Raw genomic sequence first — 14,938 nt, 5'->3', positions numbered from 1 at the left:
ACCGGGCGTTTTTTTGTGTCCCGGAAAAATCAGGACTGACTGGATGGCGTCGGGGTGACCGGCGTTGCAGTCGGGGTAGCAGCCGTATGCGTCGGTGCGGACACCGAGTTGGCGGTAGAAGCGGCCGGTGCTGGCGCCGCTGCCGGCTTGGCCGCTGCGGCAGGCTTTGCTGCTGCCGGTTTTTTCGCTACCGCAGGCTTTTTGGCCGCTGCAGGTTTGGCCGCAGGCTTGGCTGCTGGTTTCGCAGCAGCGGGCTTGGCAGCAGGTTTGGCAGCAGCGGTTTTAGCCGCAGGTTTGGCAGCCGGTTTAGCCGCAGGTTTCGCGGCGGCTTTAGCGGCCACTGGCTTAGCGGCAGGCTTGGTGGCCGGTTTGGCGGCAGCGGTTTTAGCCGCTGGCTTGGACGCAGGTTTCGCAGCGGCTTTGGCTGGTGCCTTGGCAGCGGGTTTTGCAGCCGGCTTGGCGGCGGCTTTAACCAGAGGCTTGGCGGCAGTTTTCGCGGCGGGTTTTGCAGCGGCTGTTTTAGCCGCAGGTTTGGCAGCCGGTTTTGCTGCAGGCTTGGCCGCGGCGGTCTTGGCAGGAGCCGCTTTGGCGCCGGTCAGTTTTTCAATTTGCTTGGTCAAGGTATCGACCTTGCTGTGCAGCGTCTTCAATTCAGCCTTGCTGGGTACGCCCAGTCGCGAAATTGCACTATTGAGGCGCTTGTCGAAGGTTTCTTCCAACTTGCCCCAAGTGTCAGAAATGCTCGACTTGGCGGAACCGGCGGTTGCCTTGGCCGCGTCCACTTTTTTACCGACTGTGCTCTTGGTCAACTTCTCGGCCTTCTCGCCGTCCTTGACCAGAGTCTCGAAGTATTTACCGCCGTCACTGCTAACCTTCGAGTACACGCCTAAACCAGCAAGCCAGATTTTGCGGGAATATTTTTCAACTTCCCCGACCCACGAGCTGCCTTCTTTCTGAGTAGTCTTTTTAACAGCCATCCCGATGTCTCCTTAGTGTTTACGCGCGACACGTTCGAGCAATGCCGTCAGCTCTTCGAGCTTAGCAGAGAGTGTCTCCACGTCATGTTTAGACGCAATGCCGATTCGATTCAAGGCACTTGCAACACGCGTGTCAAAAGCTTTTTCAACTTTATCCAGCTGAACTTCAACCAAGCCCCTGACGCCGGAGACGTTACTCTTTACTTGATCAATCTGACTGTTGGCGGCATCAAGTTGTTCAACTACAACTTTTTTACCTTTGCTTTCAACGCGTTGGCCGCTCTTGACCAGCTCTTTGAAGTATTCGCCGCCCTCGTTGCCGACCTTTGCATAGGCACCAAGGCCCGCCAGCCAGATCTTGCGGGCATAGCTTTTAACCTCACTCAGGGGGGTGGTTTGAACGTCGATTTTTTTCTTCAAAATAACTTTGGCCATGGTGCACCTCACGCAAAAAGGGTGGAGGACGGCCCGCAGGAGTTGAGGGCTTGGGCACAAAGTAGGGGTTAAAATTAGAATCGGCACCCTAAGTCAGGCCAACGCCTTATCCAAGGCTTTTTCGATTTCGGACTTGATCGTGCCACTCATGGCCGACATCAACAGGCCGAGTTCTACCTCGATGCGCAGCGAGTCATCGGCCACCGCGACCGTGCCCTTAACCCCGGAACGTTTCAGCTTCAGGGTATCGCCGGCCCATGAAGACTCCACACCATATTTATCCTCGAGTTTGCGCGCCAATTGCTCAGCCTTGGCCCGCGCCTGTTCTTTTCCCAGGGTATGTTCACGCTCAACGGTAATACGGGCCATTGCAATGACTCCTCTTTATAACGACTCGGAACACCCGCCATGCGGCAAATGGCCTCGGTGAGCCTCTATCTTACCTGCAGCCTTGCCAAGACAAAGTAGGCCTTGGGGATTATCATGTCCCGCATTCTCTTTTGGTGACAGCGATATGACTGATCAGCGCAAAGGCAGCGATGCCGAACCCACCACTCACTTCGGCTTCAAGAACGTCCCGGAAAGCCAAAAGGCGGAAAAAGTCGCTGAGGTGTTTCACTCCGTGGCGGCCAAGTACGACCTGATGAACGACGTGCTTTCCGGCGGCATGCACCGTCTGTGGAAGCGCTTCACTATCGAGTTGTCGGGCGTACGCACCGGCAACCGGGTACTGGATATCGCCGGCGGCACGGGCGACCTGGCCGCCAAGTTCTCCAAACTGGTCGGCCCCACCGGTCAGGTGGTTTTGGCCGATATCAACGGTTCGATGCTCAAGGTCGGCCGCGATCGCCTGCTCGACAAAGGTGTGGCCGGCAATATCGAGTTCGTCCAGGCCGACGCCGAGAAGCTGCCGTTCCCCGACAACCATTTCGACTGCGTGACCATCGCCTTCGGCCTGCGCAACGTCACTCACAAGGAGGACGCGATCCGCTCGATGCTGCGTGTCCTCAAGCCGGGTGGCCGCCTGCTGGTGCTGGAATTCTCCAAACCGACCAACGCGCTGATGTCCAAGGTCTACGACACTTACTCGTTCGCCTTCATGCCGCTGATGGGCAAGTTGATCACCAATGACGCCGAGAGCTACCGCTACCTGGCCGAATCCATCCGCATGCACCCCGACCAGGAAACCCTGAAGTCAATGATGGTGGAGGCCGGTTTCGACCGCGTGACCTATCACAACATGACCTCCGGCATCGTTGCCTTGCACCGAGGTATCAAACCCTGATGCTGCTCGCAGGCCTTCTCGCAAGCGTCGAACATGGCCTCAACCGTGTTCTGCGCCTGGACAGCACCGCCCTGGCACGGCTCGCGCACTTGAACGGCAAAGTCATTGCCGTCGACTGCCGCAGCCCCGCTGTGCAGCTGTTTATCCTGCCCAGCGATGAAGGCTTGCTGCTCGCCACTCAATGGGCCGCCGACGCCGACTGCACCTTGCGTGCACCGGCCTCCAGCCTGTTGCACCTGGCCCTGAGCCGCAACAAGACCGCCATCCTGCACAGCCCCGAGGTGGAGCTGGAAGGCGACAGTGCGGTGCTGATGGACCTGGCCGCCGTGCTGCAGGACCTGGAGCTGGATTGGGAATACGAACTCTCGCGCTGGATCGGCCCGGTCGCCACCCAGTTGCTCAGCGGGCACCTGCGCAGCCGCTCGCGCTGGTACCAGCAAGGGTTCGCCAGCCTGAACCAGAACCTCGCCGAATACCTGAGCGAAGAATCGCGCACCCTGGTTGGGCAACGGGAAGCGCAAGCGCGCTTTCGTGAGCTCGACAAGGCCAAAATCGACCTGGAACGCCTCGAGGCCCGCTTCGAACGCCTGAGCCGCTCCCTTGATCCAAGCGATAACGCATGAAGCTGCTCGCCGTCCGCCGTTTGTTTCGTATCCAGCGCGTCGTAATCCGTTACCGCCTCGATGACCTGCTGTTTGCCCTGCCCCTGCCCTGGTTCCTGCTGGCGGTGCGTTATGTGCTGCCGTGGCGCTGGTTCCCGCGCAAACAGCTGGAGCTCAGCCGAGGCGCGTGCCTGCGCCTGGCGTTGCAGGACCTGGGGCCGATCTTTATCAAGTTCGGGCAGATCCTCTCCACCCGCCGCGACCTGCTGCCTGAAGACATCGCCGACGAACTGATGCTGTTGCAGGACCGTGTGCCGCCTTTCGATTCGCAGCAGTCGATGGCGCTGATCGAAGAACAACTGGGCCAGAAGATCAGCGAGGTGTTCAGCCGCTTCGATGTCGAGCCCCTGGCCTCGGCCTCGGTCGCGCAGGTCCACGCCGCACAGCTCAAGACCGGCGAAGAGGTGGTGGTAAAAGTCATTCGCCCGGGCCTCAAGCCAATCATCGGCCAGGACCTGGCGTGGCTGTTTATCCTGGCTCGGGCGGCCGAACGTTTTTCTGCCGACGCGCGCCTGCTGCACCCGGTGGATGTGGTCGCCGACTACGAAAAAACCATCTACGACGAGCTCGACCTGCTGCGCGAAGCAGCCAACGCCAGCCAATTGCGACGCAACTTCGAAGGCTCGCAACTGCTGTACGTGCCACAAGTGTATTGGGACTGGTGCCGGCCGAAAGTGCTGGTGATGGAGCGCATCTACGGCGTGCAGGTCACCGACCTGGCCACCCTCGCCGACCAGCGCACCGACATGAAGATGCTCGCCGAACGCGGGGTGGAGATCTTCTTTACCCAAGTATTTCGCGACAGTTTCTTCCATGCCGACATGCACCCCGGCAACATCTTCGTCAGCACCGTCAATCCGTGGAGCCCGCAGTACATCGCGATCGACTGTGGCATCGTTGGCAGCCTGACCCCGGAAGACCAGGACTACCTGGCGCGCAACCTGTTTGCTTTCTTCAAGCGCGACTACCGCCGCGTGGCGCAGTTGCACATCGATTCGGGTTGGGTGCCGGCGGAAACCAAGCTCAACGAATTCGAAGCGGCGATCCGTACCGTATGCGAACCGATCTTTGAAAAACCGTTAAAAGATATTTCCTTCGGTCAGGTGCTGATGCGCCTGTTCCAGACGGCGCGGCGCTTCAATATGGAAGTACAACCGCAGTTGGTGCTGCTGCAAAAAACCTTGCTCAACATCGAAGGCCTGGGCCGTCAGTTGTATCCGGACCTCGATCTGTGGAACACCGCGCAACCGTTCCTGGAGCGCTGGATGCGTGAGCGGATGAGCCCGAAGACCATGTTGGGCAACCTGCACAGCCAGTTCGAACAACTGCCGCACCTGGCCAACATGACCCGCGACCTACTGGAGCGCATGTCCCAGCCCCACGCCAAAGACCCCGAGCCGCCTTGGCGCAAGCGCAAGGACGACTGGTTCCTGCGCCTGCTCGGCGCCGCGCACCTGGTGGGCGGTGTGATGCTGGTGATCGGCGGGCCGCTGAATCAACTCGGTCACTGGCCAGCCGGAATCATGGTGGCGGTGGGTGTTTATCTGATCGTGCGTCGATAGCCAATCCGGTTATACACTGTCGCAAATTGCCGGAGCCGAACATGAAAAACTGGCTGGACGAGATCAAGTGGGACAGTGACGGCCTGGTGCCGGCCATTGCCCAGGACTACAAGACCGGGCGCGTATTGATGATGGCCTGGATGAACCACGAAGCGCTGAGCCTTACTGCCACTGAGCAGCGCGCCATCTACTGGTCACGTTCGCGTGGCAGACTGTGGCGCAAGGGCGAAGAATCCGGGCACGTGCAGGTGCTGCATGAAATGCGCCTGGACTGCGACGCCGACGTGGTGATCCTGATGGTCGACCAGATCGGCGACATCGCCTGCCATACCGGGCGCCACAGCTGTTTCTATCGCGTCTTCGAAGACGGCGAATGGAAAACAGTGGACCCAGTGCTTAAAGACCCGCACGCCATTTATTCGGCAGGACACTGAACATGAGCGATACCCTGAACCGTGTGGCCCAGGTGCTGGAAGACCGCAAAGGCGCGGATGCCGACAGCTCCTATGTCGCTAGCCTTTACCACAAGGGTCTGAACAAGATTCTGGAAAAACTCGGCGAAGAATCCGTCGAGACCATCATTGCGGCCAAGGACGCGCAAATCAGCGGTGATTACAGCGATGTAATCTATGAGACCGCCGACTTGTGGTTCCATAGCCTGGTCATGCTTGCCCAACTGGGGCAGCATCCACAGGCCGTGCTGGATGAACTGGACCGTCGCTTCGGCTTGTCCGGGCACGCCGAAAAGGCCTCGCGCCCGTCCGCCTGATTAACCAAGACTTGAGGATTTGCAGCATGGGCATTTTTGACTGGAAACACTGGATCGTCATTCTGGTGGTGGTTGTTCTGGTGTTCGGCACCAAGAAACTGAAAAACCTCGGCACCGACGTCGGCGAGTCGATCAAGGGCTTTCGTAAAGCCATGAACGACGACGAGAAACCCGCCGAGCCAAGCGCAAACCCGGTGCCACCGGCACAGCCTGTGCACCCGCAGGCCGCTCAGCCGATCACCGAGCGTCGTACCTTCGACGTGCAGGCTGAAAAAGTCCAAGAGCCGACCCGCAAAGACTCGTGAGCACTGACTAATGTTTGGTATCAGCTTCTCTGAACTGCTACTCGTCGGCCTGGTGGCCCTGCTGGTACTGGGGCCGGAACGCCTGCCCGGTGCCGCACGCACCGCCGGCCTGTGGATCGGGCGCCTGAAACGCAGTTTCAACGCGATCAAACAGGAAGTTGAACGTGAAATCGGTGCCGACGAGATCCGCCGGCAATTGCACAACGAACATATCCTGTCGTTGGAGCAGGAGGCGCGCAAGATTCTTTCCCCTGTGCAGGAGCCGGCCAAGCCGGTCACTCCGGTGGCCGAGCGGAGCATCGCGCCGGTGTCCCCTGCCGAAGCCGTTCCCGCCCCGATAACGCCTGCGCCGACGCCCGTTGCGTCGCCCGCGCCCCATGACCCTACACTGCCGCCGCGAGCCCCATGAGCGCTGATAAACCGGAAAACGACCAGCACATGCCGCTGGTCTCGCACCTCACCGAGTTGCGTACCCGCCTGCTGCGTTGCGTAGCGGCCATCTTCATCATCTTTGCCGGGCTGTTTGCCTTCACCCAGCAGATCTACACCTTCGTTTCCACACCGTTGCGCCAGTACCTGCCTGTCGGTGCGACGATGATTGCCACCGACGTGTCGTCGCCGTTCCTGACGCCATTGAAGCTGACCATGATGGTTTCGCTGTTTCTGGCGATCCCGGTGATCCTGCATCAGATCTGGGGCTTTATTGCGCCGGGCCTGTACAAGCACGAGAAGCGCATCGCCGTGCCGTTGCTGGTGTCGAGCATCCTGCTGTTCTATACCGGCATGGCCTTCGCCTACTTCCTGGTGTTCCCGCTGATCTTCAAGTTCTTCGCCGCCGCCACCCCGGCCGGCGTGGAGATGATGACCGATATCACCAGCTACCTCGACTTCGTGATGACGCTGTTCTTCGCCTTTGGCGTGGCCTTCGAAATCCCGGTGGCGGTGGTGTTGCTGGTGTGGATCGGAGTGGTCGACGTCAAATATCTGAAGAAGATCCGCCCGTACGTGATCATCGGCTGCTTTGTGGTCGGCATGATCCTCACGCCGCCGGACATCTTCTCCCAGACCTTGCTGGCCGTGCCGATGTGGATGCTGTTCGAAGTGGGCATCCTGTTCAGCGGCTTGATCAGCAAGCGCGGCGAACACCCGGATGACCAGGCTGCCGACGACGACCAGCCGCCAGCGACCCAGCCGTGAACCTGCTGCTGCTGGAAGACGCCGACTTCATCGCGGCCGACCGCGTGGTGCTGCGTGATCGGCGCCTGGTGCATATGCAGGAAGTCCACCGCGCCGCCGTAGGCGACAACCTGCGTGTGGGCCGCATTGGTGGGCTGATGGGCAATGCCCAACTGCTGCGCCTGGACGCAGGCGAAGCCGAGCTGCAAGTCAGCTTCGACCAACCGCCGCCGCCAAAGCTGCCCCTGACACTGCTGCTGGCCCTGCCCCGCCCGAAGATGCTGCGCCGGGTGCTGCAAACCGTGGCGGCCATGGGCGTGCCCAAGGTCGTGCTGGTCAACAGCTACCGCGTGGAAAAAAGCTTCTGGCAGACCCCATTCCTGGAACCTGAAGCGGTTCGCGAGCAACTGATCCTCGGTCTGGAACAGGCGCGGGACACGGTGCTGCCCGAGATCATTATCGAAAAGCGCTTCAAACCGTTTGTCGAAGATCGCCTGCCGGCCATGACTGCCGGCACCCTGGGCCTGATCGGTCATCCCGGCGATTACCCGGCCTGCCCCCGTGGGCTGGATGAGCCGGTAACACTGGCAATTGGCCCGGAAGGCGGCTGGATTCCCTATGAAGTCGAGCTGCTGACCAAGGCCGGTTTGCAACCGGTGCAACTGGGTGCGCGTATCCTGCGAGTAGAGACCGCGGTCACCGCCCTGCTCGCCCGCTTGTTCTGATATCAAAACTCCGACATCACCGCAGTCCTAATGTGGGAGGGGGCTTGCTCCCGATAGCGGTATGTCAGTCAACCTACCTTTAGCTGGCCCGCCGCCATCGGGAGCAAGCCCCCTCTCACATTGGATCTGTGGCGCTACAGAATCCTATGCCCATGCCGATAGCCTCTGAATAAGTCCAAGCCTTGTTCCAGGGGAGTTCGCAGCATGTATCGTTGGTTAGCCGAGAAACTGGGGAATGTAAGCGTCAACCGCAAGCTGAGCGTCGGCTTTGGCCTGGTGTTGATCCTGACGCTGTTGATCACCTTTACCGGCTGGACCGGCCTGGGCGACGTAATCAATCGCGGCGATAAGCTGGGTTTTATCTCCAGCCTCAATGGCCTGACCAAAGACCTGCGCCTGGCGCGCCTGGACTTTGATATGCGCCGCGGCGAACAAGGCACCGACGCGGTCACCGGCCTGATTACTCAGTTGGACAATGGCCTTGAAACCGCCGCGCAGTTAATCGAACAGCCCAATGACAAGGCCCTAGTCGAACAACAACAGGAAGCGTTGAGCCAATACAAAAAAGCCTTCGCGGCCATGGTCCAGGCGGGTCTCAAGCGTGAGGGCGCGCGCAGCAAGCTCGGCGACACCGCCGACAATGCCGTGGCCAAAACCAACGAGATTGAAAAAAGCCTCCTGCAAGGCGACAGCGTCACCCAGTTCAACAGCGTGGTTGACCTGAGCAAGCTGATCCAGCAAGCGCGCTTCCAGGTACGCGGTTACACCTACAGCGGCAAAGTCGAGGCCGAGCAACCGGCCCTTGATGCCATCGACAATGCCCTGAAAAAAATCACCGAACTGCAAAGCCAACTGCCAGCGCCCTACCAGGCCAACCTGCAAGAGGCTGGTGTCTCACTGCAAGCCTATCGCGCCGCCGTCAGCCAATATCGCGACTCCCAAGTGGCCAGTGCCGCCGCCCTTAAAATCATGAGCGCCCAGGGCGATATTCTGTTGGGCCATAGCGAGAAACTCACCACGTCGCAAACCGCAGTGCGCGACCACGATGTGGCCCAGGCCAAGTATCTGTTGCTGCTCGCCACCGTACTGGCGATGGTCTTCGGCCTGTTCGCAGCCTGGGCCATCACCCGCCAGATCGTCATCCCGCTAAACCAGACCCTCAAGGTCGCCGAGCGCGTGGCCTCCGGCGACCTGAGCCACAACCTGGACTCTGGCCGCCAGGACGAACTGGGCCAGTTGCAACGCGCCATGCAGAGCATGACCGTGGGCCTGCGCGCGTTGATCGGTGGTATCAGCGACGGCGTCACCCAGATCGCCAGCGCGGCCGAGCAGTTGTCGGCCGTGACTGAACAGACCAGCGCGGGGGTCAACAGCCAAAAGGTCGAGACCGATCAGGTCGCCACCGCCATGAACGAAATGGCCGCCACCGTGCAGGAAGTTGCACGCAATGCCGAGCAAGCCTCGGAAGCTGCTGTAGCCGCAGACCAACAGGCCCGTGAAGGTGACAAGGTGGTCGGCGAAGCCATCGCCCAGATCGAACGCCTGGCGACTGAAGTCGGCAACTCCACCCTCGCCATGGGCGACCTGAAGCGCGAAAGCGACAAGATCGGCAGCGTGCTTGACGTGATCAAATCCGTCGCCCAGCAAACCAACCTGCTGGCGCTGAATGCGGCCATTGAAGCGGCGCGTGCCGGGGAGGCCGGGCGTGGCTTCGCGGTGGTGGCCGATGAAGTGCGCAGCCTGGCCCAGCGCACACAGAAGTCCACCGAAGAGATTGAAGAGCTGATCGTCGGCTTGCAAAACGGTACCCAGCAGGTGGCCTCCATCATGGACAACAGCCGCGGGCTGACCGACAGCAGCGTTGAACTGACGCGTCGCGCCGGCAGCGCATTGGCGAATATCACCCGCACGGTTTCAACCATCCAGGCGATGAACTCACAAATCGCCACCGCCGCCGAGCAACAGAGCGCCGTAGCCGAAGAGATCAACCGCAGCGTGTTGAATGTGCGTGACGTATCCGAACAGACATCCTCGGCCAGCGAAGAAACCGCTGCGTCGAGTGCAGAACTGGCGCGCCTGGGCATTCATCTGCAAGCATTGGTCGGCCGCTTCAGGGTCTGACACGCTCACACCAGGGAGTGGCCCGTGCGGGGTCCTCCCTGCAACTTGTGAAATTTCCTACACGTCTTTCAGGTCAATTCTTACGCGCCCCTTGCCGAAAAGATTTAGCGTTCCCACTCCTCCTGACCTGCGTCAGTCGGACTGCGAGACGCTTTCTCTTTGCTGATGGAGGTGCATCATGTTTCGACCACTGACCCGCGTATTGGGCAATACCAGCGTCACCCTCAAGCTTATCCTTGGCTTCGGCCTGGTGCTGGCACTGTGCATTGCTGTCGCCCTGACGGGATGGCAGGCACTGAACGACTCGCTCTTTCGTGCACAAACCTTGACCACTCTTTCTCGATTGGCCGTGACCGGTGAAGAACTACGCGCCGAACGGATTTTGTACCGCACCCTCAATGAACCGACGAACTTCGACAAGATCGGCCGGCACATGGAAAAAATCGACGGTTACCTGGTCGAGTTGGCGGATCGCCTGAAAATCCAGGCACATCTGCAGCAAGTCCAAGACTCCAGTCGCCTCAGCGCGCGCTTCAAGACCGCACTGGGCGGGCTACCCACCTTGATGCAACAACGTGAGCAAGCGCAGAAGGGGCTCACCAGCAGTTCTGTGGCGGCCAGCGACACCCTTGGACAATTTTCCAGTGACTTGCCCGACCAGAACGATGAGAAAGCCTTGGATAGCGTGGAAAACCTGCGCCTGGCCTTGGAAAAAGCCGAAGACCGCGCCAAGGCACCGGCATGGGCCGCAGACACACTGCAGATTTACACCCAAGGCGTGGACGACGCGCTCAAGGCCCTCGACGGTGCTCAGTCTGCCGTGACGGCTTTACCGGTCGACAGCACCGCTCTGAACAGCGCCCTGCTCGACTATCGCGCCCAACTCAACCGCGTCAAGGACGCGCAGGTCACTGTTGAAAACACCCAGAATCAACTGGAGCAGTGGCTGGACCAGTTACTCTCGCAAAGCGACCGCCTGAGCGAGGAACAGACCCTGCAACGCGACAAAGAAGCAGACTTGGCTCGCCTGATGTTGCTCTACGTGACAGGCGCAGCGCTGCTGCTCGGGGCCCTCGCTGCCTGGCTGATCGCCGGCCAGATCGTGCGGCCGTTGCGCCAGGCGCTGCTGACAGCCAACCGCATCGCCGAGGGCGACCTGAGCCACGATATCACTACCTCGCGGCGCGACGAACTGGGCCAATTGCAACGCAGCATCGGCCAGATGACGCTCAACCTGCGCGCCCTGATCGGCGGTATCAACGACAGCGCCCGCCAGATCGCAAGCGCCGCCGAGCAACTGTCCGCCGTCACCGAGCAAACCCGCGCCGGGGTCAATGGCCAGAAACTGGAAACCGAGCAAGTCGCCACCGCCATGAACGAAATGCTCGCTACCTCCCAAGAGGTCGCTCGTCATGCAGAGCAAGCCTCGATTGCCGCCACTGAGGCTGATCAACAAGCAGGTGTGGGCGACCAGGTGGTGGCCGAAGCAATTACCCATATCGAACATCTGGCCGAGCAGATGAACCGCTCGAGCCTGGCGATGCAAGGCTTGCAACAGGAAAGCCAGAAGATCGGCAGCGTGCTGGAGGTGATCAAATCGGTGTCCGAGCAAACCAACCTGCTGGCCCTTAACGCCGCTATCGAAGCGGCACGCGCGGGTGAAGCCGGTCGCGGTTTCGCTGTAGTGGCCGACGAAGTACGCACCCTGGCCCAGCGCACCCAGCAATCAGCCGAGGAAATCGAGATGTTGATCGAGGGTTTGCAGCGTGGCACGCAACACACCGCCGATATCCTGGACAACAGTCTCAGCCTGACCGACAACAGCGTGGAGCTGACGCGCCGCGCAGGCGCAGCCCTTGCCAACATCACCCGTACGGTATCGGTGATTCAGGAGATGAACCCACAGATTGCCGCAGCAGCCGAGGAGCAAAGCGCGGTGGCCGAAGAGATCAACCGCAGCGTACTGAAGGTCAAGGATGCGTCGGAACAAACCTCGACCGCCAGTGAGCAGACGGCGGCGGCCAGCATCGAGCTGGCGCGCCTGGGCACAGACCTGGCGCGCTCGGTAGGCCGGTTCAAGGTCTGAGCAGTTACAACACCTGGCGCAGGAAGGCTTGAGCCCGCGGGTCCTGGGGGGCTGCAAAGAAGGCTGCGGGCGCGGCATCTTCGAGCAGTTTGCCATGGTCGAAGAACAGCACCCGGTCCGCCACTTCGCGGGCAAAGCCCATCTCGTGGGTCACGCAGACCATGGTCATGCCTTCCAGGGCCAGGGTCTTCATGACGTCGAGGACTTCGCCAACCATTTCCGGGTCGAGCGCCGAGGTGGGCTCGTCAAACAGCATCACCTTGGGCTCCATGGCCAGCGCTCGGGCAATCGCGACCCGCTGCTGTTGGCCGCCAGACAGGCGCGATGGAAACTCATGGGCCTTCTGCGCGATACCCACCTTTTCCAACAGAGCCAGGGCCTTGGCCTCGCGCTCTTGCTTGCCGCGCTTGCGCACGACCTTTTGCGCCAGGCACAGGTTTTCCAGCACGGTCATGTGGGGGAACAGGTTGAAATGCTGAAACACCATGCCGACTTCACGGCGATAGGCGTTCACATCGGTTTTAGGATCGGCCAATTGCAGGCCATCAATGCTCACCGAGCCCGAGTCGAACTCCTCCAACCCATTGAGGCAGCGCAGGAAGGTGGACTTGCCGGAACCGGACGGGCCAATGACCACCAGCACTTCGCCCTTGGCCACCTGGGTGGTGACGTGATCAACCGCGCGTACCACATGCCCACGGGTGTCGAAGACTTTTACCAGATCGCGCACTTCAATCACTTTGGGCGAGCCTCCGCTCAAGCCGGCTGGCCATTTTCGACAGCGGCAGGTTGATCAGCAGGTACAGGCCTGCCACACAGAACAGGATCTCGAATGGCGAAAACGAGGTGGTGATCACTTCGCGGCCACTCTTGAGCAATTCGGTAATCGCGATCACCGACACCAGGGACGTGTCCTTGACCAGGCTGATAAATTGCCCGGCCAGGGGTGGCAGCACGCGCTTGAAGGCTTGCGGCAACACCACATGGCGCATCGACTGGCTGGCGCTCAAGCCCAAGGAACGCGCCGCCTCATCCTGGCCACGGGTGATGGACTGCACGCCGGCGCGGACGATTTCGGCCACGTAGGCGCCGGTGAACAACGACAGCGCGGCGATCCCGGCAAACTCCCGGGAGAGGTTGAGCACCGTGCCGATGAAGAAATAGAAAATGAAAATCTGCACCAGCAGCGGCGTACCGCGCACCAGTTCGACGTAGATCGTCGACAAATCCCGCAGGGTCGGGTTTTTGGAGAGCCGGCACAAACCGGTCGCCAAACCTATCGCCAAGCCCAGGATGCCGGACACCACCGACAGCCACAGCGTGGTCCACAAGCCCCACATCAGCGGCCCCAACGCCCACTGGCGGGTCACGCCGACCACATCGCCCTCAGCCACATCATCACCGCGCGCCACTTGCAGGCTGTTGTCGGCAACCGTGAGCTTTTGCTCGGCCCCCGCGTCGTTGCGCAGGGTGACTTCGGCCACATCGCCTTTGCGCACCAACTCGACCACGGTGGAAATATCCGCGGCGCGCTGGGAGGTTTCGGCTTGATAGGCGAAGTATTGCGGCACGCGGTTCCAGCGCCACTCGTAGGACATCAACGAGGTGGCGTAGTACAAGGCGCCAGCCAGGCCGACCAGCACGACCACCGTCAGCAGGTGCCAGGGCCATTGGGCTTTTTTCTGTTTCATTTCACTTTCCGGATATGTGTTGCCTGATAGGCCGCCATCGGGGGCAAGCCCGCTCCCACAGGTTGATGTGTGAATACAGTCAAATGTGGGAGCCGGCTTGCCTGCGATACAGGCAACTCGGTGTCAGGCCTTATTCCATGTCCTTGAGCCACTCGGAGCTCTTGAACCACTTGTCATGGATGCGATCGTAAGTGCCGTCGTTACGGATCTGGTGCAGGAAGTTGTTGATGAAGTTGATGCTGTCGTAATCGCCTTTCTTCAAACCGAACGCCAGGGGTTCAAAGGTGAAGGGTTCTTCCAGGAACACCAGCTTGCCGTTGCCGACTTTCTTCTCGGCTACTACGTTATACGGTGCGTCATAGACGAAGGCGTCAGCCTTGCCGTTGACCACATCCAGCACGCCTTCCTGCTCGTTGTCGTAGCCGTGGTACTTGGCCTTGGAAATCAGCTTTTTGGCGACCATCTCACCGGTGGTGCCGAGCTTGGAGGTCAGACGGTATTTCTCATCGTTCAGGTCTTTGTAGGACTTGATGGTGCCTTCCAGGTCCTTGCGGATCAGCAGGGTCTGGCCGACCACGATGAAGGGTTCGCTGAAGTTCAGGCGCAGGTTGCGCTCCTGGGTCAGGGTCATGCCGCTGCCGATCATGTCGAACTTGCCGGTCAGGAAGGCCGGGATGATGCCGTCATAACCGGTGGACACCAGCTCCAGCTTGACCCCCATGGACTTGGCCATGGCCTTGAGGATGTCGACTTCGAAGCCGATGATTTCACCGCGCTTGTCAGTCATTTCGAACGGCATGTAGGTCGGGTCCATGCCGACTTTCAACGTGCCGCGCTTGACCGCATCGTCGATGGCACCGGCCTGGGCCGCAGTGGCAGCGACCATCGCGGTGACGCCGAGCATCAGCATCGAAAGATACTTTTTCATCTTCAAGACCCCTGAACGATTCTTATAAGGTCGGCGCACAAAAGGGCTGCGCCATTTCGGGATGCGATCCTAACCCACTCGTTGTCCGTCACAAAGGTTTCAGCGGTAAATGTTATCGGCGTATGTCGTAAAAGTCCTACGGCGGTGCAGTCAAGCGCAGGGGTAGACGCGTCTACGCAGCCCCTCGACAATTGATTGATGTGTAAGTAGTTATGA

General features: G+C 60.2%; 17 protein-coding genes and 1 pseudogene. 12 read left to right on the top strand and 6 right to left on the bottom strand.

Features of this window, described 5'->3' with window-relative positions; translation table 11 throughout:
* Nucleotides 1-29: 29 nt before the first annotated feature.
* The 3 genes from FW800_RS02775 to FW800_RS02765 form a co-directional block, all read right to left on the bottom strand.
* Nucleotides 30-977, bottom strand: coding sequence for a phasin family protein (locus tag FW800_RS02775; protein WP_194439889.1), 948 nt, complete (start codon nt 975-977; stop codon nt 30-32).
* Between the two features lie 12 nt (nt 978-989).
* The gene (locus FW800_RS02770) at nt 990-1,412 is read right to left on the bottom strand and encodes a phasin family protein (RefSeq protein ID WP_122732485.1); all 423 of its coding nucleotides are present in this window, start codon (nt 1,410-1,412) and stop codon (nt 990-992) included.
* A gap of 93 nt (nt 1,413-1,505) precedes the next feature.
* On the bottom strand, nt 1,506-1,781 hold the full coding sequence (locus tag FW800_RS02765; protein WP_005784005.1) for a polyhydroxyalkanoic acid system family protein: 276 nt from the start codon (nt 1,779-1,781) through the stop codon (nt 1,506-1,508).
* Nucleotides 1,782-1,926: 145 nt separating this feature from the next.
* Between FW800_RS02765 and ubiE the strand changes: the two genes are divergently transcribed.
* The 12 genes and pseudogenes from ubiE to FW800_RS02705 all read left to right on the top strand — a co-directional run bounded on the left by ubiE (nt 1,927) and on the right by FW800_RS02705 (nt 12,103).
* Nucleotides 1,927-2,697: a bifunctional demethylmenaquinone methyltransferase/2-methoxy-6-polyprenyl-1,4-benzoquinol methylase UbiE gene (gene ubiE, locus FW800_RS02760; protein ID WP_003171186.1), complete on the top strand. Its 771-nt coding sequence runs from the start codon at nt 1,927-1,929 to the stop codon at nt 2,695-2,697.
* Nucleotides 2,697-3,320 (top strand): ubiquinone biosynthesis accessory factor UbiJ, encoded by a 624-nt coding sequence (locus tag FW800_RS02755; RefSeq protein ID WP_005784000.1) that lies wholly within the window; start codon nt 2,697-2,699, stop codon nt 3,318-3,320. Before ubiE ends, FW800_RS02755 begins: the two co-directional genes overlap by 1 nt.
* On the top strand, nt 3,317-4,921 hold the full coding sequence (gene ubiB, locus FW800_RS02750; RefSeq protein WP_005783998.1) for a ubiquinone biosynthesis regulatory protein kinase UbiB: 1,605 nt from the start codon (nt 3,317-3,319) through the stop codon (nt 4,919-4,921). Before FW800_RS02755 ends, ubiB begins: the two co-directional genes overlap by 4 nt.
* A 41-nt stretch (nt 4,922-4,962) precedes the next feature.
* Nucleotides 4,963-5,355, top strand: a complete 393-nt coding sequence (hisI, locus tag FW800_RS02745) for a phosphoribosyl-AMP cyclohydrolase (RefSeq protein ID WP_446436919.1) — start codon at nt 4,963-4,965, stop codon at nt 5,353-5,355.
* Nucleotides 5,356-5,357: 2 nt separating this feature from the next.
* Nucleotides 5,358-5,690 carry a phosphoribosyl-ATP diphosphatase gene (locus tag FW800_RS02740; RefSeq protein ID WP_003187881.1) on the top strand — a complete coding sequence of 111 codons (333 nt, stop codon included), beginning with the start codon at nt 5,358-5,360 and terminating at the stop codon, nt 5,688-5,690.
* 26 nt (nt 5,691-5,716) lie between these two features.
* On the top strand, nt 5,717-5,995 hold the full coding sequence (locus tag FW800_RS02735; RefSeq protein ID WP_005783993.1) for a twin-arginine translocase TatA/TatE family subunit: 279 nt from the start codon (nt 5,717-5,719) through the stop codon (nt 5,993-5,995).
* Nucleotides 5,996-6,005: 10 nt separating this feature from the next.
* Nucleotides 6,006-6,404: a Sec-independent protein translocase protein TatB gene (gene tatB / locus FW800_RS02730; protein ID WP_446436918.1), complete on the top strand. Its 399-nt coding sequence runs from the start codon at nt 6,006-6,008 to the stop codon at nt 6,402-6,404.
* The gene (gene tatC / locus FW800_RS02725; RefSeq protein ID WP_248128476.1) at nt 6,401-7,192 is read left to right on the top strand and encodes a twin-arginine translocase subunit TatC; all 792 of its coding nucleotides are present in this window, start codon (nt 6,401-6,403) and stop codon (nt 7,190-7,192) included. Before tatB ends, tatC begins: the two co-directional genes overlap by 4 nt.
* Complete coding sequence (locus FW800_RS02720; RefSeq protein ID WP_005783988.1) at nt 7,189-7,896, top strand: 16S rRNA (uracil(1498)-N(3))-methyltransferase; 708 nt, start codon at nt 7,189-7,191, stop codon at nt 7,894-7,896. The genes tatC and FW800_RS02720 overlap by 4 nt, the downstream gene beginning before the upstream one ends.
* A 204-nt stretch (nt 7,897-8,100) precedes the next feature.
* A pseudogene (locus tag FW800_RS02715) lies at nt 8,101-9,111 on the top strand (methyl-accepting chemotaxis protein); the annotation flags it as partial.
* 33 nt (nt 9,112-9,144) lie between these two features.
* Nucleotides 9,145-10,017: a methyl-accepting chemotaxis protein gene (locus tag FW800_RS02710; protein ID WP_372804085.1), complete on the top strand. Its 873-nt coding sequence runs from the start codon at nt 9,145-9,147 to the stop codon at nt 10,015-10,017.
* A gap of 178 nt (nt 10,018-10,195) precedes the next feature.
* A complete protein-coding gene (locus FW800_RS02705) occupies nt 10,196-12,103 on the top strand; it encodes a methyl-accepting chemotaxis protein (RefSeq protein ID WP_103733947.1) in 1,908 nt (635 codons plus the stop codon).
* A gap of 4 nt (nt 12,104-12,107) precedes the next feature.
* On the opposite strand, the gene FW800_RS02700 is transcribed toward FW800_RS02705, so the two are convergent.
* The 3 genes from FW800_RS02700 to FW800_RS02690 form a co-directional block, all read right to left on the bottom strand.
* Nucleotides 12,108-12,842 (bottom strand): amino acid ABC transporter ATP-binding protein, encoded by a 735-nt coding sequence (locus tag FW800_RS02700; protein WP_032878328.1) that lies wholly within the window; start codon nt 12,840-12,842, stop codon nt 12,108-12,110.
* Nucleotides 12,835-13,794, bottom strand: a complete 960-nt coding sequence (locus FW800_RS02695; RefSeq protein ID WP_005783980.1) for an amino acid ABC transporter permease — start codon at nt 13,792-13,794, stop codon at nt 12,835-12,837. Before FW800_RS02695 ends, FW800_RS02700 begins: the two co-directional genes overlap by 8 nt.
* Before the next feature lie 130 nt (nt 13,795-13,924).
* Nucleotides 13,925-14,722, bottom strand: a complete 798-nt coding sequence (locus tag FW800_RS02690; protein WP_005783978.1) for a transporter substrate-binding domain-containing protein — start codon at nt 14,720-14,722, stop codon at nt 13,925-13,927.
* Between the last annotated feature and the right edge of the window lie 216 nt (nt 14,723-14,938).

Source organism: Pseudomonas sp. 910_23 (genome assembly GCF_052850795.1).
This window is presented reverse-complemented; position numbering and strand designations above follow the sequence as displayed.

Bases quoted from the DNA above. Each gene is read 5' to 3' on its own strand.
- FW800_RS02775 (WP_194439889.1), bottom strand. From the start codon at position 977: ATGGCTGTTAAAAAGACTACTCAGAAAGAAGGCAGCTCGTGGGTCGGG.
- FW800_RS02770 (WP_122732485.1), bottom strand. From the start codon at position 1,412: ATGGCCAAAGTTATTTTGAAGAAAAAAATCGACGTTCAAACCACCCCC.
- FW800_RS02765 (WP_005784005.1), bottom strand. From the start codon at position 1,781: ATGGCCCGTATTACCGTTGAGCGTGAACATACCCTGGGAAAAGAACAG.
- ubiE (WP_003171186.1), top strand. From the start codon at position 1,927: ATGACTGATCAGCGCAAAGGCAGCGATGCCGAACCCACCACTCACTTC.
- FW800_RS02755 (WP_005784000.1), top strand. From the start codon at position 2,697: ATGCTGCTCGCAGGCCTTCTCGCAAGCGTCGAACATGGCCTCAACCGT.
- ubiB (WP_005783998.1), top strand. From the start codon at position 3,317: ATGAAGCTGCTCGCCGTCCGCCGTTTGTTTCGTATCCAGCGCGTCGTA.
- hisI (WP_446436919.1), top strand. From the start codon at position 4,963: ATGAAAAACTGGCTGGACGAGATCAAGTGGGACAGTGACGGCCTGGTG.
- FW800_RS02740 (WP_003187881.1), top strand. From the start codon at position 5,358: ATGAGCGATACCCTGAACCGTGTGGCCCAGGTGCTGGAAGACCGCAAA.
- FW800_RS02735 (WP_005783993.1), top strand. From the start codon at position 5,717: ATGGGCATTTTTGACTGGAAACACTGGATCGTCATTCTGGTGGTGGTT.
- tatB (WP_446436918.1), top strand. From the start codon at position 6,006: ATGTTTGGTATCAGCTTCTCTGAACTGCTACTCGTCGGCCTGGTGGCC.
- tatC (WP_248128476.1), top strand. From the start codon at position 6,401: ATGAGCGCTGATAAACCGGAAAACGACCAGCACATGCCGCTGGTCTCG.
- FW800_RS02710 (WP_372804085.1), top strand. From the start codon at position 9,145: ATGCAGAGCATGACCGTGGGCCTGCGCGCGTTGATCGGTGGTATCAGC.
- FW800_RS02705 (WP_103733947.1), top strand. From the start codon at position 10,196: ATGTTTCGACCACTGACCCGCGTATTGGGCAATACCAGCGTCACCCTC.
- FW800_RS02695 (WP_005783980.1), bottom strand. From the start codon at position 13,794: ATGAAACAGAAAAAAGCCCAATGGCCCTGGCACCTGCTGACGGTGGTC.
- FW800_RS02690 (WP_005783978.1), bottom strand. From the start codon at position 14,722: ATGAAAAAGTATCTTTCGATGCTGATGCTCGGCGTCACCGCGATGGTC.